Raw genomic sequence first — 20,854 nt, forward strand, 5'->3', positions numbered from 1 at the left:
AGAGGGGGAAAGGGGGAGCGACCCTTCCATGGTGGCGGAAGGGCCGCTCCGAGGTGTTACTTGGCGAGGTGGTCGGGCCCGAAGGCCTGCGGGAGCATCTCGGCCAGGGTCAGGAACCCCGCCGGGGTCTCCAGGACGAGCTCGGGGCCGCCGAACTCGTACAGGAGCTGACGGCAGCGCCCGCAGGGGACCAGGGACTCGCCCCGGCTGTCCACGCACACGAAGTGCGTCAGGCGCCCGCCGCCGGTCGCCTGGAGCTGCGAGACGAGCCCGCACTCGGCGCACAGGCCGAGGCCGAAGGAGGCGTTCTCCACGTTGCAGCCGGAGATCACCCGCCCGTCGTCCACGAGGGCCGCCGCGCCGACCGGGTAGCCCGAGTACGGGGCGTACGCGTGGGACATCGCCTCGCGGGCGGTCTCCCGGAGCAGGTCCCAGTCGGGCCCCTGGGGGGCGGGCGTCACTTGCCCTGGCCCTTCCGGTACGGCAGGCCGTCCGCCTTCGGCATCCGCAGGCGCTGCGCCGAGAGGGCGAGCACCAGCAGGGTGGTGATGTACGGGGCGGCGTCGACGAACTGGCTCGGAACCTCGTCGGTCAGGAAGTACCAGAGGAAGAAGGCCGCGGAGAAGGCGGCGGAGATGGCCGCCACCACGTACTTCTTCTTGTACAGCTGCCACAGCGCGGCGATCACCAGGAGCAGCGCGACGAGCAGCAGCAGCGCGTGGACGTTCTCGGCGCCGCCGCGGATCTTGAGACTGTCGGTGAAGCCGAAGAGGCTCGCGCCGAGCGCCATGCCGCCGGGCATCCAGTTGCCGAAGATCATCGCGGCGAGACCGATGTAGCCGCGGCCGCCGGTCTGGCCCTCCTGGTAGATGCCGGTGGAGACGATCGCGAGGAAGGCGCCGCCGAGGCCGGCGAGGCCGCCGGAGACGACGACGGCGATGTACTTGTACTTGTAGACGTTGACGCCGAGGGACTCGGCCGCGACCGGGTTCTCACCGCAGGAGCGCAGGCGCAGGCCGAAGGCCGTGCGCCACAGGATCCACCAGGTGGCCGGGATGAGCAGGGCGGCCACGATCGTCAGCAGCGACAGGTGGGTGACCAGGCCGCCGAGGATGCCGGCGATGTCCGAGATCAGGAACCAGTGCTTCTGCTGGAGGTCGATCAGCCAGTCCGAGAGTCCCGGGATGGTGATGTCGGTGATCTGGTCGATCCGCGGGGACTGCTTGGAGGAGCCGCCCTCGGCCTCGGCGAAGGTGAAGTTCGACAGGTACTTGGTGAAGCCGACCGCGAGGATGTTGATCGCCACACCGGAGACGATGTGGTTCACGTTGAACGTGACGGTGATGATCGCGTGCAGCAGACCGCCGACCGCGCCGCCGAGGATGCCGACGACGACACCCGTCCACGGGCCCCACTGGTAGCCGGCCCAGGCGCCGAACCAGGTGCCGAGGACCATCATGCCTTCGAGGCCGATGTTGACGACGCCCGCGCGCTCGGCCCACAGGCCGCCGAGACCGGCCATGGCGATCGGCACGGCGAGCTGGAGCGCGCCGGAGATCTGGCCGACGGAGGTGAGGTCGTCGGCCCCGGAGACGGCCCGGACGAGCGAGAAGAGGACGAGACCGGCCGCGACGATCAGCAGGATCCAGGGCCAGGTCAGCTTGCGGCGTCCGGCCTTCTTGGGCGCGGCGCTCGGCTTGGCAACGGTGCCGGTGCTCATGCCGTCACCTCCTTGTCGGTCTTGATGGCGCCGCCGGCGGCGAGCTCCTCGCCGACCTTCTGCTGCTGGCGGCGGAGGCCGTAACGGCGGACGAGCTCGTAGGAGACGACCACGGCGATCACGATGATGCCCTGCATGATCTCGGTGATCTCCTTCGGGTAACCCGCGACGTCCAGGCTGGAGGACGCCTTGTCGAGGAACGCGAAGAGGAGGGCCGAGAAGAGGATGCCGACCGGGTGGTTGCGGCCGAGCAGCGCGATGGTGATGGCGGTGAAGCCGACGTTGACCGGGAAGGCCAGGCTGTACGTGTGCGACTCGCCGAGCAGGATCGGCATGCCGGCCAGACCGGCGAGGCCGCCCGAGATCAGCATCGCGGTGAGGATCATCTTCTTGGCGTCGACGCCGCTGGCCTGGGCCGCGGACTCGCTCCCACCGGTGGCGCGCAGGTCGAAGCCGAAGCGGGTGCGGTTGAGCATGAACCAGTAGACGACGCCGAGCGCGAGCGCGACGAAGGTGAAGCCGTAGATCTGGCCGCCGTCGCCCATGTCGATGCCGGGGAACCAGCCGGACTCGGGGATCTGACCGGTGGTGAGGTCGTTGGAGCCGGCGGGCTGGACGCCGAAGTTCTTCGGCAGGATCAGCCAGGCCACCAGGGAGGTGGTGATGGCGTTGAGCATGATCGTGGAGACGACCTCGGAGACGCCCCGGGTGGTCTTCAGGATGCCCGCGATACCGGCCCAGAGGGCACCGGTCGCGATGGCGACGAGCACGATGACCAGGATGTGCAGCGGACCGGGCAGGTCGATGGCCGCACCCACCAGCGCCGAGACCATCGCGGCGAGGCGGTACTGGCCCTCGACGCCGATGTTGAAGAGGTTCATCCGGAAGCCGATGGCCACGGCCAGCGCTGCCAGGTAGTAGATCCCGGTCTGGTTGACGATGAGGACCTGGACGTCGGAGTAGCCGGCGTTCTCGATCATCAGCCGGATCGGCTCGATCGGGTCGAGGCCCGTCGCGAGCAGCACCAGGACGGTGAGCACGAAGGACGAGACCAGCGCGAGCACGGGGCCGGCGGCCCCGATGATCAGCTTGTCCTTGTCGATTTTCATCATCGGGCGTCACCGTCTTCGGACTGCTCTTCGGTGCCTTCGAGGCGGCCGGTGGCTGCGCCGGTCATGGCGGAGCCCAGCTGCTCGGGCGTGATGGTGGCGGGGTCGGCGTCGGCGACCAGCTTGCCGCGGTACATGACCCGGAGCGTGTCGGACAGGCCGATCAGCTCGTCGAGGTCGGCGGAGATCAGCAGCACCGCGAGGCCCGCGCGGCGGGCGTCCCGGATCGCGTCCCAGATCTGCGCCTGCGCGCCGACGTCCACGCCGCGGGTGGGGTGGGCGGCGATCAGGAACTTGGGGTTGTGGCTCATCTCGCGGCCGACGATCAGCTTCTGCTGGTTGCCTCCGGAGAGGGAGGCCGCGGTGACGTCGATGCCGGGCGTGCGGACGTCGTACTCGCGCACGATCCGCTCGGTGTCCTTGCGGGCGGCCTTGGGGTCGAGGATGCCGCGCTTGGAGTTGGGGGCCTCGGTGACGTGGCCGAGGATGCGGTTCTCCCAGAGGGGGGCCTCCAGGAGCAGGCCGTGCCGGTGGCGGTCCTCGGGGATGTAGCCGATGCCGCCCTCGCGACGCTTGCGGACGGAGACCGTGGAGATGTCCTCGCCGTCGAGGCGGATGACGCCCGCGTCGGGCGAGTTCATGCCCATGAGGGCCTCGATGAGCTCGGTCTGGCCGTTGCCCTCGACACCGGCGATGCCGAGGATCTCGCCCTTGTGGATGGTGAGCGAGATGTCGTCGAGGAGCTTGCGGCCCGCGCCGATCTCCTGGACGGCGACCGCGCCGGACGGGTCCGGCGGGGCGGCGGTGGTGAGCGGGGCGGCCGCGGCGGCGCCGGCCTCGGTCAGGGTCAGGCCCTCCACCTGGAGCATCGGGACGTCCGTGACCGTCGACTCGCGGGTCTCCGGCGAGGGCAGCTCGCTGCCGACCATCAGCTCGGCGAGCTGCTTGGTGGTGGCGGTCTTCGGGTCGGCGGTGCCGACCGTGGTGCCCCGGCGGATGACGGTGATGTCGTCGGCGACCTTCAGGACCTCGCCCAGCTTGTGCGAGATGAAGATGACCGTGAGGCCCTCGGCCTTGAGCTCGCGCAGGTTGTCGAAGAGCGCGTCGACCTCCTGCGGGACGAGGACGGCGGTCGGCTCGTCGAGGATGAGGATCCTCGCGCCGCGGTAGAGGACCTTGAGGATCTCCACGCGCTGCCGCTCGGCGACGCCGAGGTCCTCGACGAGCGCGTCGGGGCGGACCCCGAGGCCGTACGCGTCGGAGATCTCCTTGATCTTCTTCCGCGCCTGGGCGCCGATGCCGTGGAGCTTCTCGCCGCCGAGGACGACGTTCTCCAGGACCGTGAGGTTGTCGGCGAGCATGAAGTGCTGGTGCACCATGCCGATGCCGCGGGCGATGGCGTCACCGGGGGTGGAGAAGGTGACCTGCTCGCCGTCGACCGCGATGGTGCCCTCGTCCGGCTTCTGCATGCCGTAGAGGATCTTCATGAGGGTCGACTTGCCGGCACCGTTCTCGCCGATGAGGGCGTGCACGGTGCCCTTGCGGACCGTGATGGCGATGTCCTTGTTGGCGACGACGCCGGGGAAACGCTTGGTGATGCCGTGCAGTTCTACGGCAGGGGGGCTGGACGCGTTGATGACGCACTCTCCTTGGCCGGAAGGAGTGGGAGCGGGAGGGCAGGGCGGGGCGAAGTTATCGTGCCAGGGAGACATCTACGCGCGTAGCGCTGCCGAAAAATGAAAACCCGTACGGGAATGGGCCCAGGGCCCGGGATCCGGCGGGGGTGCCATCGGATCCCGGGCCCGGGCTCAGGTCGTGACCTGGTGCCCTTACGGAGCGGTCTTGACCGTGATCTTGCCGTCGACGATCTCCTTCTTCGCCTTGTCCACCGCGGCGATGAGGTCCGTCATCTTCGTGTACGCCGGGTTGGAGTCGGCCAGGCCGACGCCGTTGGTGGCGAGGCCGTAACGGATCTCACCGTTCTGCGGCTTGCCGTCCTTGACCGACTTGATCACGTTGAAGACCGAGCCGGAGACGTCCTTGGTGACCGAGGTCAGGATGTGGTCCTTGTACGCGGCCAGACCCGCCTGCTTGTACTGGTCGGAGTCGACGCCGATGGCCCACTTGCCCGCGGTGGCGGTGGCCTCGATGGCACCGGCGCCGGCCAGACCGGCGGCGGCGTAGATCACGTCGGCGCCCTTGTCGAGCTGGCCCTCCGCGGCGGCCTTGCCCAGGTCGGGCTTCGAGAAGCCGTCGAAGTTCGGCGGCTGGGTCAGGTACTGGGTGAGCACCTTCGCCTTGGGGTTGGTGTCCTTGACGCCCTGCGTGAAGCCCGCCTCGAACTTCTTGATCAGCGGGACCTCGACGCCGCCGATGAAGCCGACCGTGCCGGTCTTGGACGCCTTGGCGGCGGCGACGCCGGCCAGGTAGGAGCCCTGCTCCTCGTTGAAGACGAGGTTGGCGATGTTCGGGCCGGTCTTCGACGTGTCGTCGATGAGGCCGAAGGTGGTCTTCGGGAAGGTCTTGGCGACCTTCTCGATGGCCGGGGCGTAGGAGAAGCCGACGCCGATGACCGGGTTGTTCCCGGCGCGGGCCAGCGAGGTGAGGCGCGCGACCTTGTCGGCGTCGCTCTCGCCCTGCGACGGCTCGGCCTCGGAGCCCTTGACGCCGAGCTCGGCCTCGGCCTTCTTCAGGCCGGCGTAGGCGGCGTCGTTGAACGACTGGTCGCCACGGCCGCCGATGTCGTACGCGATGGCGGCCTTGAGGGCGCCCGAGGCCGAGGACGAGCTGGAGCTCGAACCCGGGTCGTTGGACGACTTGCCGCACGCGGTGGCGGACAGCGCGAGCGCCGCGGAGGCGATGCCCACGGTCGTGATCCTGGTGATCCGGCGCAAGAGGAGGGTCCCTTCAAGACTGACCGAAAGCGCCTCTTCCGGCGCTGGTTTCGCGGCGATCGTAACGCGCGTAGATGTCAGTTAAAGACCCGTTCATGAGTCGTTATCGGATCGTCGCGAACCGGCCAGCCGAGGCGACCGGGGGCGTTCGGCCCGGTACTGCCGGTTATACCGCCGGAGACGGACGGCCGGACAGGGGCCGGGAGGCGACGCGCCGGGCGCTGGGCCGGCCGTGGGACGGCGGTGGGCCGGACGGATGAGGGGGCCGCGGGGCGCCGTTTCCGCCACCCCTCCGGCCCTCCCCGCCCGTCCGGCCGGGGTCAGTTCTGGGGCGCGGCGTCCAGGAGGGCCGCGGCCGTGAAGAGCTCCACGCCGGACTCGATGCACCGCTCGTCCACGTCGAAGTCACCGGCGTGCAGGTCGCGGACCCGGGTGTCGCCCGGGGTGCGGACGCCGAGGCGGGCCATGGCGCCGGGGACGTGCTCCAGGTACCAGGAGAAGTCCTCGCCGCCGAGGCTCTGCTCGGTGTCCTCGATCGCGTACGGTCCGCGGCGGGCCGTCATCGCGTCGCGGAGCAGCTCGGCGACCGCCGGGTCGTTGACGACCGGGGGGACGCCGCGGACGTAGGTGACGGTGGACTTGGCGCGGTGCAGGGTGGCGACCTCGTCGATCGCCGCGTGGACCAGGTCGGGCGCGTCCCGCCAGGCGGGCAGGTCGAGGCAGCGGACGGTGCCGGAGAGCTCGGCGTGCTGCGGGATGACGTTGGGGGCGTGGCCGGCCTCGATGCGGCCCCAGGTGACCGAGAGGCCCGAGCGGGCGTCGACGCGGCGGGCGAGGACGGCGGGGACGTCGGTGGCGACCCGGGCGGCGGCGGTGACGAGGTCGGTGGTGAGGTGCGGGCGGGCGGTGTGGCCGCCGGGGCCGTCGAGGGTGATCTCCAGACGGTCGCAGGCGGAGGTGATGGGGCCCGCCCGGAGCCCGATCTTCCCGGCGTCGACCCGGGGGTCGCAGTGGACGGCGATGATCCGGCCCACGCCGTCCAGGATCCCGGCCTCGACGGCGTCGGCGGCGCCGCCGGGCAGGACCTCCTCGGCGGGCTGGAAGATGAGCCGCACGGCGTTCGGCAGGAGGCCCTGGCGGTCGAGCTCGGCGAGGACGAGTCCGGCACCGAGGACGGTGGTGGTGTGGACGTCGTGTCCGCAGGCGTGGGCGCGGTTGGCCACGGTGGAGCGGTAGGCGACGGTCTTGGCGTCGGGGATGGGCAGGGCGTCGAGATCGGCGCGGATCGCGAGCATGGACCGGCCGACGGCCCGGCTGCCGATGTCACAGTGAAGTCCGGTGCCGCCCGGCAGGACCTTCGGCGCGAGGCCGGCCGCCTCCAGACGGGCCTTGAGCGCGGCGGTCGTACGGAACTCCTGGTTCCCGAGCTCGGGGTGCATGTGCAAGTCCCTGCGGAAGGCCACGAGTTCGGCCCGCAGGGGTTCGGACAGCGTTCCGGGCAGGGTGACGGAGCCTGGCTCACGGGACTTCAACTGGTTCACCCTTTGAAGGGTAGGCCCGCGGAGAGGTCAACTGCCCGTTGATCACGAGAATTTCAGCCCCTTAGGGGAAAGAATCTCGGTTTCCCAGGCATGAACCTCACTCCCAGTGGGTACGCTCAGCCGAATTCGAGCCGCTCCGTGTGATGCGTCACACGGGTGGTGAGCCGGTCGACCTCATGGGCCGCGGTACCCGCCACGCCCGCCAGAAAACCCTGCGCGCGCGGCGAGGCGGTCGCCCGCAGCCACTCGGGCGCTATCTCGACGACGGCGACCTTCACCCCCGTGCCGGCGAGGGCCAGCGGCAGGGTGTGCACCACCGTGGACGGGAAGCTGACGACCGTACGCCCGATGGGGCCGCGCCGGGCGATCAGTTCCAGGGGCAGATCGGGCCGGACCACCTGGAGGCCCGTGTCGACCGCGATCCGGTGCAGCTTCTCGGCGCTCTCCCTGCGGTGGGCGAAGTAGCGGGTGGCACCGTGGGCGCGGGCCAGCTCGTCCACCACGCGCGCGTAGTGGTCGGCGTCGACGACGCCCGTCTCGACCAGCGAGGTGCCGACCAGGTCCGCCCCGCCGGTGAGCAGCGGCGGCCCGAAGGCGTCCCGGGTCCAGGCGTACGCGTTCTCGGTGACCGTGATGCCCGGCGGGGCCTCCACGGGCAGCGAGGTGAAGATCTCGACCGTACGGCTCCCGGCGGGGGCGAGCCGCCGCCGGGCGAGGGTCGTGACCGGGGCGAGGACCAGCTCGCGGGGGCCCAGGCCGCCCTTGCGGTGCCAGCGCACCAGTCGCTCGCCGCGGCCGAGCTGGGCGGCGAACTCCATGGTCGCGGTGCCGTCGTCGACCACCGTCAGGTGCCGGGGGGCGAAGAGGGTCAGGAGCAGCTGGACGTACCGGGAGAAGGGATCCCCGATGATCACCCGCTCCGCCGCGCGCAGCGGCCCGGCGAGCGCGCGCAGGGTGCGGACGAGCGAGCCCCGGCCGCCGCGGGCCTCCTGCCAGCGGACGGTGAGGCCCTGGTCGCGGGCCAGCTGCGCCATCCGGCGCAGCTGGCCCCGCGACATGGGGTCGGTCGGCGAGAGGACGACGACGGTGAGGGGCGGGGCGGCGTCCGCCGGTCCCCCGGTCGAGGGGGCCGTGCGGCCCCCCGGGTTCTGCGTGTGCGCCCACTCCAGGACGTTCAGAAGCTGGACCGGGCTCTCGACGAACGCCAGCTGCCCGGTCATGCGGCGACGGTGCCCTGGACCCGGCGGAGCTTCTTCATCGGGCCGAGCTCCGACTCGTACACCTTCTTCACGCCGTCGCCGAGCGCGGCCTCGATGGTGCGGATGTCGCGGACCAGGCGCTGGAGGCCCTGCGGCTCGACGGAGGCGGCCTGGTCGGAGCCCCACATGGCGCGGTCGAGGGTGATGTGGCGCTCGACGAAGGTGGCGCCGAGGGCGACGGCGGCCAGCGTGGTCTGGAGGCCGGTCTCGTGGCCGGAGTAGCCGATCGGGACGTTCGGGTACTCCTCCTGGAGCGTCTGGATGACGCGGAGGTTGAGCTCCTCGGCCTTGGCCGGGTAGGTCGAGGTGGCGTGGCAGAGCAGGATGTTGTCGCTGCCGAGGACCTCGACGGCGTGCCGGATCTGCTTCGGCGTCGACATGCCGGTGGAGAGGATGACCGTGCGGCCGGTGGCGCGCAGCTCGCGCAGCAGCTCGTCGTCGGTGAGGGAGGCGGAGGCGACCTTGTGGGCGGGGACGTCGAACTTCTCCAGGAAGGCGACGGCCTCGGTGTCCCACGGGGAGGCGAACCAGTCGATCCCCTTCTCCTTGCAGTACTCGTCGATCTTGCGGTACTCGTCCTCGCCGAACTCCACGCGGTGGCGGTAGTCGATGTACGTCATCCGGCCCCAGGGGGTGTCGCGCTCGATGTCCCACTGGTCGCGCGGGGTGCAGATCTCCGGGGTGCGCTTCTGGAACTTGACGGCGTCGCAGCCGGCCTCGGCGGCCACGTCGATCAGCTTGAAGGCGTTGTCGAGGTCGCCGTTGTGGTTGATGCCGATCTCGCCGCAGACGTAGACGGGGTGCCCCGGGCCGGCGGTCTTGGAGCCGAGGGTGCGCAGACGGGAGTTCATGATCGTTCCTTACGGGGTGGGCGAGTTGGGGGTGTCGAGCTCGGGTCCGAGGAGCCAGGCGGCGATCTCGCGGATCGCTCCGGCGCCGCCCGGGGTGACGGTGACCGCGCGGGCGGCGGCCCGCACGGAGTCGTGGGCGCTGCTCACCGCGACGGGCCAGCCGACGAGGTGGAAGCAGGGCAGGTCGTTGACGTCGTTGCCGGCGTAGAGGACGCGCTGCGGGTCGATGCCCTCGGCCTCGCACCACTCCTTGAGGGCGCGGTCCTTGCGGTCGATGCCGTGCAGGACGGGGATCTTGAGCTTGCGGGCGCGGGCGGCGACCACGGCGTTCTGCTCGGTGGAGAGGATGAGGACGGGCAGTCCGGCGCGGCGCAGGGCCGCGATGCCGAGGCCGTCGCCCCGGTGCGCGGAGACGAACTCGCGTCCCTCGGCGTCGAGGTGGACCCGGTCGTCGGTCTGGGTGCCGTCGAAGTCGAGGACGACGGCGTCGACGTCGGCGAAGCCGGGCGTGACGGGCTCGTCGAGGAGCGGCGCGAGGACCTTGGCGCGGGCGAGGTCGTGCGGGTCGTCGATCTCCAGGACCCGGGCGGGGTCGGTGACGACGAGCGCGGTGCGGCCGAAGAAGCGGTGCCCGTGGGTGCGGAAGCCGGCCGCGTCCATCGCGTAGACGGCGCCGGTCTCCAGGTACTCGGGCTCGCGGTCCTGGCGGCGCGGGCGGTGCGCCTTGTCGTGGTTGACGCCGGTGGCCCCTTCGGGGGTGTCGCGCCACAGGAAGCCGTGGGACGGGGCGGCCGTGAAGGCGGTGTCGGCGGCGCCCGAGGTGATGCGCCCGGCGGTCTCGGCGACCTCGGCGGAGGTGAGGAAGGGGCTCGTGCACTGGACGAGGAGGACCACGTCGGCCGGGCGGCCGTGGGAGGCCTCGAAGGCGTCCAGGGCGTGCAGGACCGCGGCCTCGCTGGTGGCCGTGTCGCCGGCGATCTCGGCGGGCCGCCGGACGGCCTCGGCCCCGGCGGTGCGGGCCGCGGCCGCGATGGCCTCGTCGTCGGTGGAGACCACGACGTGCGTGACGGTGCGGGCGCCGAGGCAGGCGTGGACGGCGCGGGCCACCAGGGGGACCCCGGCCACCGGCGCGAGGTTCTTGGCGGGCACGCCCTTGGAGCCGCCCCGGGCGGGGATCACGGCGAGGACGGTCGGCACGGTCGGGGTCATCACAGTTCTCCCAGGCGGCGGATGACGGGGGCGACGCGCTGCACGCCGTGGCGGTACGCGCCCCGCGCGGCCTCCCGGACGACCCGGCGCAGCCCGCTCTCGCGGGGCTCGGGCGCGGTGACGTCCAGGCGGTGGCGGGCGAGGATCCCGGGCAGGTAGCCGGGGGCCGTCTCCGCGGTGTAGTAGGGGCTGATCGGGGGCAGGGCGGGGAGCGCGAGGAGCTCCGCGACCCGCTCCCGGGCGGCGTCGAAGGCCTCCTCGTACGAGCCGTCGGACGCCACGCCCTGCCGGGCGAGCCAGGCCTCGTCGGGTGCCGGCACGTCCCCCTTGTCGAGCCGGTCGAAGGAGGTCAGCAGGCCGGAGCCGACGAAGTGGTGGTTGCCGAGCGCCTCGCGGACCCCGAGGTCGGTGAGGATAGCGGTGGGGATCCGGCGGTGGAGCGCTTCGAGCGCGGCCGTGGAGGAGACGGTGACCAGCAGGTCGGTGCGGTCGAGGACCTCGCCCATGTGTCCGTACACCAGCCGGAAGTTGGCCGGCGGGTCGAGCTCGCGCACCAGCTTCTGGAACGGGAACTCCTCCAGGTGCGTGGTGTGTTCGCCCGGCTTGGAGCGGAGCTTGAGGAGCACCTCCCGCCCCGGGTGGAGGCGGGCGTGGGCGATCAGCCGCCGCAGCACGTAGGACCGCTCGGCCCGGGTGGCGGGCACGGAGGGCTGGGCGGCGAAGACCAGCGTGTCGCGGCCGGCCTCGGGGGCGTGCGGCGCGCCGCCCAGGAAGGGCAGCGCGGCCTCGACGACGGATGCGGCGCCGACGCCCACGCCCTCGTAGACCGCGCGGAAACGCTCGGCGTCGTGGCGGGAGTTGGCGAGGACCACGTCGGCGCCGTGGCGCAGCAGCAGGCCGTCGGTCAGCTTCTCGTAGACGACGCCGACATAGCCGGTGACGACCACCGGACGCCGCTCCGGGGAGAGGTCGGCCAGCCCCTGGAGGACGGCCCGGACGGTGCCTCCGACCAGGGCGAGCACGAGGACGTCGAATCCCTCGCCGCGCGCCTCCGCGTCCCGTATCGCACGCAGGAACTCCGCGCCCGTCACCTCGCGCGGGGCGGTCTCGGACACCCCGGTCTCGGCGAGCTGGCGCGCGGTGGGCGTGGCCCGTCCGCGCAGGACGAATCCGGTGGGTTCGGCGGTCGCCGTGGTGATGCGGCGCGCGGTGAGGGCGCCCCATTTCCACCGGGTGTCGGAGTCGGCGAGTACGGCGACCCGTACCGCTTCTCTGGTACTTGCTGGCACGTCGAGGACGCTAGAAGGGCATTCCGCTTTTCGTCCCAACTGAGTCGCAACAAACGGTGAACAGAGCCTCTCCGCCCGCTGAAGCGGGTCGCCATTCGGCCGCGGTAAGGCCGATTCTCCTTGCGGGGAAAGGCGGTTAATCGGCCCGCCGCTTGGTGTTCACCGAAAGGCCGTCCGGCGGTCGGCGGCAATGCCGGGGCGGCGCCTAGCGTCGGCCGCGTGGTCAAGCTCTCCGTCGTCGTGCCGTTCTTCAACGTGCAGACATACGCCCCCGACACCCTCACGAGCCTGCGGGCCAACGCCCGCGAGGACTTCGAGTTCCTCCTCGTCGACGACTGCTCGACCGACGGGACTCCCGAACTCCTCGAACGGGCCGTGCGCGAGATCCCGGGTGCCGTCCTGATCAGGCACGAGCACAACGAGGGCCTCGCCACGGCCCGGAACACCGGCCTCGACGCCGCCCGCGGCGAGTACGTCGCCTTCCTCGACGGGGACGACTGGCTCGCCCCCGGCTACTACGGCCGGCTCGTCGCCGCCGCCGAGTCGCTGCGCTGCGACTTCCTGCGCACCGACCACGTCACGGTCACCGGCCGCAACCGCGCGGTGCGCCGGGTGCCGGTCCCCCGGCGGGGCGAGGTGCTGCGCCCGCGGGACGCGATCCTGCCGGCGCACCGGACGACCTCGGTCGACTACCCGTACGCCTGGGCCGGGATCTACCACCGGCGGCTCCTGGACCGCGGCCTGCTGCACTTCCCGCACGGGCTGCGGACCGCCGAGGACCGGCCGTGGATCTGGAAACTCCACCGCGAGGCGGAATCGTTCGCCGCGATCGGGGAACTCGGCGTGTTCTACCGGCGCGGGGTGGCGACCTCGCTCACCCAGATCGGCGACGTCCGGCAATTGGATTTCATTCGCGCCTTCGATCAGGTGATCGAAGAGACGGCGAAAGACCCGGACGCGGATCTTCTTCTCCCCAAGGCCGTCCGTACGTATTGCGCGGTGATTTCCCATCACATCGGTTCGATCGAAAGGTTCGAGCCGCAGGTGGCGCGTCAGCTGAAGGCGATGAGCGCGGGCGCGCTGCGGCGGATGCCGCAGGAGGTCCTCGACGAGGCCCTGACCGCGATGGGCGGGGACCGCGCGACGCTGCTGCGCAGGCTGCGCAGGCGCCGGCCCGCACCACCGCCGACGGGCCCGGCCCGCGAGCCGGTCACGGGCCCGGACTCGGGCACGGGCACAGGCACGGACTCCGGCACGGGCTCGGCCACGGCCCCGGACTCCGGCACGGCCTCGGCCTCCGGCACGGGCTCCGGCTCCGGCGCGTCGGCGGAGGTGGCCGCGTGAGCGCCCGCCGGACCACCCAGATCTTCTGCGCCTCCACGCTCTACGGCGCCGTGACGCTCGCCGCGGCGCTCGACAGCGGCTGCTTCGGCCCCGCCGACCGCCGGATCCTCCTCGTCACCAACAACGCGGCCGTGCCGGAGACGACCCCCGCCCTGGACGAGGCCGAGGGCTTCGAGCGGCTGCGCGGCCGCTTCGACTCCGTCCTGTCCTGGAACGAGACGATCTCCCCGCTCCACCCGGCCGGCTGGACCCCGCGCCCCAGCGATCTGCCGCTCCTCCAGCGCCATCTGCGGAAGCTCTGGGACCTCGGCGACGACCGCGTCGAACTCGCCCTCGAATCGCTCCAGGTCACGCCCGCGCTCGCCATCGCCCAGCTGCTCCCCGACGCGCCGATCACGGTGTACGCGGACGGCCTGATGAGCTACGGCCCGACCCGCAACAAGATCGACCCGCTCATCGGCGGCCGCGTGGGCCGGCTGCTGCACCTGGACCTCGTCCCCGGACTCGCGCCGCTGCTGCTCGCCGAGTTCGGCGCGGTGCCGGAGGCGGTGCCGACGGAGGCGTTCACGAAGGTCGTCGAGGAGCTGGCGGGGCCCCCCGCCAGCGGCTCGCAGGACGGCCCCGCGCTGCTCCTCGGCCAGTACCTGGCCGCGCTGAACCTGCTGACCGCCGCCGAGGAGGAGGAGCTGCACCTGCGGATGGTCCGGGGCGCGATCGCCCGCGGCCACCGGAGGCTCGTCTTCAAGCCGCACCCGACCGCCCCGGACTCCTGGTCGCGGGCGCTGGTGGAGGCGGCGACGGAGCTCGGCGCCGAGCTGACCGTCGAGGACCGGCCGGTGCTCGCCGAGGTGCTCTACCGCGAGCTGCGGCCCGCGCTCGTCGTCGGCTGCTTCTCCACGGCGCTGCTCACCGCGGCGACCTTCTACGGGACACCGGCCGCCCGGGTCGGCACGCGCGCCCTCCTGGAGCGGCTCACGCCGTTCCAGAACAGCAACCGGATCCCGCTCACGGTCGTCGACGCGGTCGTCCCGCCCCTGGAGGAGGGGGACGGCGGCGGCACCGGGCTCGGTACGGAGCAGCTGAACGACCTGGTCGCGGCGGTCGGCTTCGCGATGCAGCCGAAGATACGCCCGGAGCTGCGGGAGCCGGCGGTGCGGCACCTCTCGGGCCCGCTCGCCGAGCGCACCCGGCACCACTTCACCCGGCGCCGCCTCACCGTCCTGAACCTGCCGGGCGGCCTGCCGATCCCCCGCCACCCGAAGGTCCGCCGGCTCGCGCGCCGCGCCCTGCGGCTGCGCAAGGCGCTGAAGCGGTAGGGAACCACCACCGGGACGGCGGGGCCCGGGACCCGTGCGGGGGTGCCGGGCCCGCGGGGACGTGCGGTCAGACGCGGACGATCGGCTCCTGGATCTCGGAGACCCAGCCGGCCGGGTCCTCCGGGCACTCCAGGTACAACTCACGGGCGTACCCGGCGGAGGCGTAGCCGTTGGTGTCGATCCAGGCGGCCAGGGTCTGCACGGTCGGCAGGATCTCGTCCATCGAACCCCGGTGGACGACGGTCGCCGCCTCCTCGATGCCGGGCAGGACCACCACCTCGACGCCCTCCACGACCGTGCCCTCGGGCACGGTCATGCCCGCGTGCACGAGGACCGAGCCGTCCCCCCTGCCCGCGTCCTCGTAGTACGCGATGCCCGGTCCGAAGCCGGTGACGCCCGCGCTCTCCAGACGGCCGCACAGCTCCTCGTACAGCGGTCCGACGACCGGGCCGATGTCCTCGGGTGCGAAGCCCGCGGCGACCCCGCTCAGTTCGGCGACGCGGACGGCGGGAACCTTCTTGACGACGACGTCCTGGGTGGACATGCGTCCCTCGCTCTCGATGGCTCGGAGCCTCGCACCGACCTGGGCGAGCCGGGCCCGCGCCGCCTCCAGGGCCGCTTCCAGCTCGGCCTGGCGCAGGCGCAGCATCCCCCGCAGCTCCTCCGCGCCGAGCTCGTCCCGGAGGATCGCCCCCACCTGTTCGAGGGTGAAGCCGAGGTCCTTGAGCGCGATGACGCGGTTGAGCGGGGCGAGCTGGTCCGCCGAGTAGAAGCGGTAGCCGCTGTGCGGGTCGACGTGGGCCGGGCGCAGCAGTCCGATGGCGTCGTAGTGGCGCAGCATCCGGACCGACACCCGCCCGTGCCGGGCGAAGTCTCCGATGGTGAACATGACGCCCCCTACGGAACGGCCTCACACGGTGTGAGGGTCAAGCGGCCCGGTCAGGCGCTGCTGAGCGAGAGCTTCGCGGCGAAGCCGAGGAAGAGGGCTCCGGCGGCGGAGGTGGCCCCGGCCGAGAGGCGCTTGCGGCGGCGGAACGCCTCGGCGAGGCGGGTGCCGCCGAATATCAGGGTCGTCAGGTAGAGGAAGCTGCCGAGCTGGAGCAGGGTGCCGAGGACCAGGAAGGAGAGCGCCGGGTAGGCGTAGGACGGGTCCACGAACTGCACGAAGAAGGAGATCAGGAAGAGGATCGCCTTCGGGTTGAAGAGGCTGATGATCAGCGCGCGGCGGTACGGGTGCTCGGACGGTCCGGCGTCCGGCTCGTCGGCGGACCCGACGGCTGTCTCGTGCCGGGTGCGCCACATGGCCAGGGCGGCCCGCAGCATGCCGATCGCCATCCAGGTCAGATAGCCGGCGCCCGCGTACTTCACGATCATGAAGAGGAGCGGGGTGGTCTGGAGCAGCGAGGCGGCGCCGAGGGCGGCGAGCGTCATCAGGACGGCGTCGCCGGTGAACACCCCGGCGGCGGCCTTGTATCCGGTCCGGGTGCCCTTGCGGGCGGCGACGGACAGCACGTACAGCGAGTTCGGCCCCGGCAGGAGGATGATGAGGACGAGCCCGGCGAGATAGGTCGGCAGATCGGTGACACCCAGCATGAAGCGGAGTGTCGCACACCGGTACGACACCCCGCTTTGAGTTTCGACGGGTGGAATCGGCTAGAACGCGTCGGTCGGGACGTACGTGCCCCAGACCTCGCGCAGGGCGTTGCAGACCTCGCCGACGGTGGCGCGGGCCTTGAGGGCGTCCTTCATCGGGTGGAGGACGTTGTCCGTGCCCTGCGCCGCCTTCTTCAGGGCGGCGAGGGCCGTGTCCACGGCCGCCCGGTCGCGCCCGGCCCGCAGCCCGGCGAGGCGCTCGGCCTGCTGGGCCTCGATGGCCGGGTCGACGCGGAGCGGCTCGTAGGGCTCCTCGACGTCGATCGCGTAGCGGTTGACGCCGACGACGACCCGCTCGCCGCTGTCGGTCTCCTGCGCGATCCGGTAGGCCGAGCGCTCGATCTCGTCCTTCTGGAAGCCGCGCTCGATGGCCGCGACCGCGCCGCCCATCCCCTCGACCCGTTCCATCAGCTCCAGGACGGCGGCCTCGACGTCGTCCGTCATCCTCTCGACGACGTAGGAGCCGGCGAAGGGGTCGACGGTGGCGGTGACGTCCGTCTCGTACGCCAGGACCTGCTGGGTGCGCAGGGCGAGGCGGGCGGACTTGTCGGTCGGCAGGGCGATGGCCTCGTCGAAGGAGTTGGTGTGCAGCGACTGCGTGCCGCCGAGGACGGCCGCGAGGCCCTGGACGGCGACGCGCACCAGGTTGACCTCGGGCTGCTGGGCGGTGAGCTGCACGCCGGCGGTCTGGGTGTGGAAGCGGAGCATCAGCGACTTGGGGTTCTTCGCGCCGAACTCCTCCTTCATCACCCGCGCCCAGATCCGACGGGCGGCGCGGAACTTGGCGACCTCCTCCAGGAGGGTCGTGCGGGCCACGAAGAAGAAGGAGAGGCGGGGCGCGAAGTCGTCGACGTCCATGCCGGCGGCGACGGCGGTGCGGACGTACTCGATGCCGTCGGCGAGGGTGAAGGCGATCTCCTGCGCGGGCGAGGCGCCGGCCTCGGCCATGTGGTAGCCGGAGATCGAGATGGTGTTCCACTTCGGGATCTCGGCCCTGCAGTACCGGAAGGTGTCCGCGATCAGCCGCAGCGAGGGCTTCGGCGGGAAGATGTACGTGCCGCGGGCGATGTACTCCTTGAGCACGTCGTTCTGGATCGTGCCGGTCAGCCGGTCGGCCGGAACGCCCTGCTCCTCGCCGACGAGCTGGTAGAGCAGGAGCAGCAGCGCGGCGGGGGCGTTGATCGTCATCGACGTGGAGACCTCGTCCAGCGGGATGCCGTCGAACAGGACCCGCATGTCGTCGATCGAGTCGATGGCGACGCCGACCTTGCCGACCTCGCCGTGCGCGATCGGGGCGTCGGAGTCGTGGCCCATCTGGGTCGGCAGGTCGAAGGCGACCGACAGGCCCGTGGTGCCGTTGGCGATGAGCTGCTTGTAGCGGGCGTTGGACTCCGCGGCCGTGCCGAAACCGGCGTACTGCCGCATGGTCCAGGGCCGGCCGGTGTACATCGAGGGGTACACACCGCGCGTGAAGGGGTACGAGCCCGGCTCGCCCAGCTTCTCGGCGGGGTCCCACCCGTCCAGGGCGTCCGGTCCGTAGACCGGCTCGATGGGCAGTCCCGACTCCGACTCGCGCGCCATGTCCTGTGCCTCCCGACGGACCCGTGACCCGGGCCTGCCGCCCGGGCCTGTCGCCCCCTCTCCACAGGATGCGCGGTTCACGGCCCGGGTGCGCAACCGTACGCGCGCGGAAAGCATCCCTACGTACACACGACACACCTCGGGGGAAACGATGAAGCGGTCTTCGTCCGTCATACGCAGAGTGGTGCTGGCAGCGGCGGCGGTGGCACTCGCCGCCGGCTGCACACCGGACGCCGTCGGCACGGGTACGGGTACGGGGACGGGGGCGAGCACGGCTCCCGCGCCGAGCTCGGGCGCGCCCGGCACCGCTCCCACCGCCACCCCCGCCACGGACGACAAGCCGCCGTCCCCCTCCGCCACCTCCCCCTCCGCCGCGCCCTCGACCGGGAAGCCCACGGCGAAGCCCCTCATGGACGACGGGGACGAGAACGAGCAGGTGCGCGAGCTCCAGGCGCGGCTGCGGCAGCTCGACTTCTTCGACCGGGCCCCCACCGGCTTCTACGGGACGATGACGGCGGCCTCGGTGAGGAAGTTCCAGGCGCGCCAGGGGCTGCCGGAGACGGGCACGGTCGACGCGACGACCTGGCAGCAGCTGCTCTCCGCCACCCGGAAGCCGACCGCCGACGAGCTGAAGCCGTCGACGACGAACAAGCTGGACACCCCGGACCCGCGGTGCATGACCGGCCGGGTGATGTGCATCAGCAAGGAGAGCCGCACCCTCGCCTGGATGATCGACGGCAAGGTCGTCTCCTCGATGGACGTCCGCTTCGGCTCGGAGAACACGCCGACCCGCGAGGGCCTCTTCAAGGTCGAGTGGAAGGCCAGGGACTGGACGTCGACGATCTACCACACGCCCATGCCGTACGCGATGTTCTTCAGCCGTGGCCAGGCCGTGCACTACTCCGCGGACTTCGCGGCCCGCGGTTACGCCGGTGCCTCGCACGGCTGCGTCAACGTCCGGGACCGGGCCAAGCTCTCCGCCCTCTTCGACCAGGTGAAGGCCGGCGACAAGGTCGTCGTCCACTGGTAGGGGCCGCGGGAGCGGAAGGGGCGCGGGTGGGACCGGGGGAACGTGTCCCACCCGCGCCAGGTGCGCGGAGCCGTAGGTACGGGGGGAACCCCGGCTCTCTGCGCGGCCGATGACCAGTCGGCACTTCTTACTGCGCCGGCGGGTCGAGAAGTGTTACACCCCGAGCGGAAGGCGTGTCCCGGCGGTGATTCCCGCGGGCAGCGCGGCGGTGACTCCGGTGTCGAGGCGGACGCCTCCGTTCTGGTTCCCGGTGCCGCCGCGCCGGTCGCCGCCGTCGCCGGCGCTCGCGGAGCCGCTGCCGGATCCGCCCTTGGTCCCGCCCGTCGAGCCGGTCTTCCGGCCGTCGTCGGAGGCGTCGTCGGAGTCGTCCTTGCCGTCGCCCTTGGAGCCGCCCCCGGCGGAGTCCCGGCCCTCGCCCTCGGAGACGCCGGTGTCGCCGGTGTCGCCGGAGAGGATCCGGTCGCAGTAGACGCGCAGGGTGTCGCCGTTGCGCAGGGTGTTCAGGAGCTGCTGCCGGCCGGCGGGGTCGAGGTTTCCCGTCCGGTACTTCCGGCAGGCCTGGAGGGCCTTCTCGCGGCCGTCCGCCGAGCCGGTGCCGGCCGCGGCGCCGCCTCCGGGGGTCCTGTCCGGCGTCGGGGTGCCGGGGGGCCCGGTGACCGTGCCGCGCCCGTCCGGGGTGCGGGGTGTGGGGGCGGTGGACCCGGAGTCGGCCGAGGGGGACGAGCCGGGCGTGGGGTCGCCGCCGTCGCCCGGTTCCGTCGGGGGCGTCTCGGGGTCCTGGCGTATGCCGGGCTCCTCGGAGACGAGCGGGTCCGTCGTCTCCCCCGCCGAGACGGAGCTGGCGGGCGCGGGGCCGACCAGCGGGAGCACGCCCGTGCCGGCGGCGACGGCGACGCCGCCGACCGTGACGGCGGCGACCGCGGCGGCCAGTCCGTACCGTACGGAGCGTCCCCAGCGGCGCGCCGGGGCGGTCACGGGCGCGAGCCGTATCCGGCCGAGTTCGGCGGCGGTGGTGCGGTCGGCGGGTGCGGAGGCGCCGACGGCCGCGGAAGCCGCGGCCCGCTCGGCGGTGGCCTTGCGGAAGGCGGCGAGCGCCGCCGCCTCGCCCGGCAGTTCGGTGTGCGCGGCCGGGGGGACGGCCGGGACACGGGCCGTGCCGAGGAGCTCGGCGAGGCGCTCGGCCTCGGCGCGCGCACGGTCGTCGACGGCCTCGACCGGCTCACCGCGGAGCAGTCGCTCCGCGGTCTCCTGATCGAGCCACTGGTACCGCTCGTCGGCCATCACATGTCCTTCTGCGTACGCGGACGTGATTGCGTCACACCGCCGGGGGCCACGGGCCCCGGTGCGCGGCCGCGTTGCGGAGGGACGCCGTCCAGGGGGACGACGGTTCCCGGGCCGTCGCCCTGGCCGCCGTCGGCCCCGAGGAGTTCGGCGAGCTTCTTGAGTCCCCGGTGCGCCGCGGTGCGCACGGCACCGGGGCGTTTCCCCAGGGTGTCGGCGGCGCTCTTGGCGTCGAGGCCGACGACGACGCGCAGGACGACGGCCTCGGCCTGGTCCTGCGGGAGCTGGGCGATCAGCTGCATGGTGTCACCGGTGGAGAGGGCCTCCAGGGCCTCTCCGGCCGTGTCGGAGTCGGCGGGCTTGTCGGCGAGTTCGGTCTCGTCGGCGCCCACGGCGGGGCGGCGGCCGCGCATCCGGACGTGGTCGAGGGCGCGGTTGCGGGCGATCCGGGCGGCCCAGCCGCGGAACCGGTCCGCGTCGCCGTCGAAGCGGTCGAGGTCGCGGGCTATCTGGAGCCAGGCCTCGGAGGCGACGTCCTCGGCGTCCGCGTCGCCGACCAGTGTGCGTATGTAGCCGAGCAACCGGGGATGCACGGCGCGGTACACAGTACGGAAGGCGTCCTCGTTCCCGTCCTGCGCAGCGAGCACCGCGGCCGTCAGCTCCGCGTCGTCCCCCAGCACTCCCCTAAACCCTGTTCGTCGGCAGCGTGGTCGCGCCCCCGCGTCATCGCGGCTGGTCATCACCGCCACGCCGGCTCGCGCACCTGCACGCTACGTG

18 protein-coding genes are annotated in these 20,854 nt (G+C 72.2%); 3 read left to right on the forward strand and 15 right to left on the reverse strand.

Going from position 1 to position 20,854, the window contains the following annotated elements; all coding sequences use genetic code 11:
• Positions 1–56: 56 nt before the first annotated feature.
• From ACFYUZ_RS13425 to ACFYUZ_RS13470, 10 genes are all read right to left on the reverse strand, one after another.
• The gene (locus ACFYUZ_RS13425) at positions 57–461 is read right to left on the reverse strand and encodes a cytidine deaminase (protein WP_389308471.1); all 405 of its coding nucleotides are present in this window, start codon (positions 459–461) and stop codon (positions 57–59) included.
• Entirely contained in the window at positions 458–1,720 is a 1,263-nt protein-coding gene (locus tag ACFYUZ_RS13430; RefSeq protein ID WP_389308472.1) for an ABC transporter permease, read from the reverse strand. The genes ACFYUZ_RS13425 and ACFYUZ_RS13430 overlap by 4 nt, the downstream gene beginning before the upstream one ends.
• Positions 1,717–2,832 carry an ABC transporter permease gene (locus ACFYUZ_RS13435; RefSeq protein ID WP_389308474.1) on the reverse strand — a complete coding sequence of 372 codons (1,116 nt, stop codon included), beginning with the start codon at positions 2,830–2,832 and terminating at the stop codon, positions 1,717–1,719. Before ACFYUZ_RS13435 ends, ACFYUZ_RS13430 begins: the two co-directional genes overlap by 4 nt.
• Complete coding sequence (locus tag ACFYUZ_RS13440; RefSeq protein ID WP_389308476.1) at positions 2,829–4,541, reverse strand: ABC transporter ATP-binding protein; 1,713 nt, start codon at positions 4,539–4,541, stop codon at positions 2,829–2,831. Before ACFYUZ_RS13440 ends, ACFYUZ_RS13435 begins: the two co-directional genes overlap by 4 nt.
• 117 nt (positions 4,542–4,658) lie before the next feature.
• Entirely contained in the window at positions 4,659–5,723 is a 1,065-nt protein-coding gene (locus ACFYUZ_RS13445) for a BMP family protein (protein ID WP_389308477.1), read from the reverse strand.
• 320 nt (positions 5,724–6,043) lie between these two features.
• Entirely contained in the window at positions 6,044–7,264 is a 1,221-nt protein-coding gene (locus ACFYUZ_RS13450) for an amidohydrolase (protein ID WP_389308479.1), read from the reverse strand.
• A gap of 116 nt (positions 7,265–7,380) precedes the next feature.
• Positions 7,381–8,484, reverse strand: a complete 1,104-nt coding sequence (locus tag ACFYUZ_RS13455) for a hypothetical protein (RefSeq protein WP_389308481.1) — start codon at positions 8,482–8,484, stop codon at positions 7,381–7,383.
• The gene (locus tag ACFYUZ_RS13460; RefSeq protein ID WP_389308482.1) at positions 8,481–9,374 is read right to left on the reverse strand and encodes an N-acetylneuraminate synthase family protein; all 894 of its coding nucleotides are present in this window, start codon (positions 9,372–9,374) and stop codon (positions 8,481–8,483) included. Before ACFYUZ_RS13460 ends, ACFYUZ_RS13455 begins: the two co-directional genes overlap by 4 nt.
• Positions 9,375–9,383: 9 nt before the next feature.
• Complete coding sequence (locus ACFYUZ_RS13465; RefSeq protein ID WP_389308484.1) at positions 9,384–10,583, reverse strand: cytidylyltransferase domain-containing protein; 1,200 nt, start codon at positions 10,581–10,583, stop codon at positions 9,384–9,386.
• Complete coding sequence (locus tag ACFYUZ_RS13470) at positions 10,583–11,872, reverse strand: DUF6716 putative glycosyltransferase (protein WP_389308486.1); 1,290 nt, start codon at positions 11,870–11,872, stop codon at positions 10,583–10,585. The genes ACFYUZ_RS13465 and ACFYUZ_RS13470 overlap by 1 nt, the downstream gene beginning before the upstream one ends.
• A gap of 219 nt (positions 11,873–12,091) precedes the next feature.
• On the opposite strand from ACFYUZ_RS13470, the gene ACFYUZ_RS13475 reads away from it, so the two are divergent.
• On the forward strand, positions 12,092–13,216 hold the full coding sequence (locus ACFYUZ_RS13475; protein ID WP_389308488.1) for a glycosyltransferase family 2 protein: 1,125 nt from the start codon (positions 12,092–12,094) through the stop codon (positions 13,214–13,216).
• Between the two features lie 50 nt (positions 13,217–13,266).
• On the forward strand, positions 13,267–14,532 hold the full coding sequence (locus ACFYUZ_RS13480; protein WP_389308568.1) for a polysialyltransferase family glycosyltransferase: 1,266 nt from the start codon (positions 13,267–13,269) through the stop codon (positions 14,530–14,532).
• Between the two features lie 67 nt (positions 14,533–14,599).
• On the opposite strand, the gene ACFYUZ_RS13485 is transcribed toward ACFYUZ_RS13480, so the two are convergent.
• The 3 genes from ACFYUZ_RS13485 to ACFYUZ_RS13495 are packed head-to-tail and all read right to left on the reverse strand — an operon-like array spanning position 14,600 to position 17,766.
• Positions 14,600–15,421, reverse strand: coding sequence for a MerR family transcriptional regulator (locus tag ACFYUZ_RS13485; RefSeq protein ID WP_389308489.1), 822 nt, complete (start codon positions 15,419–15,421; stop codon positions 14,600–14,602).
• Between the two features lie 50 nt (positions 15,422–15,471).
• The gene (gene leuE, locus ACFYUZ_RS13490) at positions 15,472–16,125 is read right to left on the reverse strand and encodes a leucine efflux protein LeuE (RefSeq protein WP_389308491.1); all 654 of its coding nucleotides are present in this window, start codon (positions 16,123–16,125) and stop codon (positions 15,472–15,474) included.
• Positions 16,126–16,185: 60 nt separating this feature from the next.
• Positions 16,186–17,766, reverse strand: coding sequence for a methylmalonyl-CoA mutase (locus tag ACFYUZ_RS13495; protein ID WP_389308492.1), 1,581 nt, complete (start codon positions 17,764–17,766; stop codon positions 16,186–16,188).
• Positions 17,767–17,947: 181 nt separating this feature from the next.
• Here ACFYUZ_RS13495 and ACFYUZ_RS13500 point away from each other — a divergent pair, with 181 nt between their 5' ends.
• Positions 17,948–18,796 carry a peptidoglycan-binding protein gene (locus ACFYUZ_RS13500; protein WP_389308494.1) on the forward strand — a complete coding sequence of 283 codons (849 nt, stop codon included), beginning with the start codon at positions 17,948–17,950 and terminating at the stop codon, positions 18,794–18,796.
• A gap of 153 nt (positions 18,797–18,949) precedes the next feature.
• Here the strand turns inward: ACFYUZ_RS13500 and ACFYUZ_RS13505 are convergent, their stop codons facing one another.
• On the reverse strand, positions 18,950–20,077 hold the full coding sequence (locus ACFYUZ_RS13505) for a hypothetical protein (RefSeq protein ID WP_389308495.1): 1,128 nt from the start codon (positions 20,075–20,077) through the stop codon (positions 18,950–18,952).
• Positions 20,077–20,757: an RNA polymerase sigma factor gene (locus ACFYUZ_RS13510; protein WP_389308497.1), complete on the reverse strand. Its 681-nt coding sequence runs from the start codon at positions 20,755–20,757 to the stop codon at positions 20,077–20,079. Before ACFYUZ_RS13510 ends, ACFYUZ_RS13505 begins: the two co-directional genes overlap by 1 nt.
• Positions 20,758–20,854: the final 97 nt, after the last annotated feature.

It is taken from the genome of Streptomyces sp. NPDC004266 (assembly GCF_042874095.1).
GTDB lineage: Bacteria > Actinomycetota > Actinomycetes > Streptomycetales > Streptomycetaceae > Streptomyces.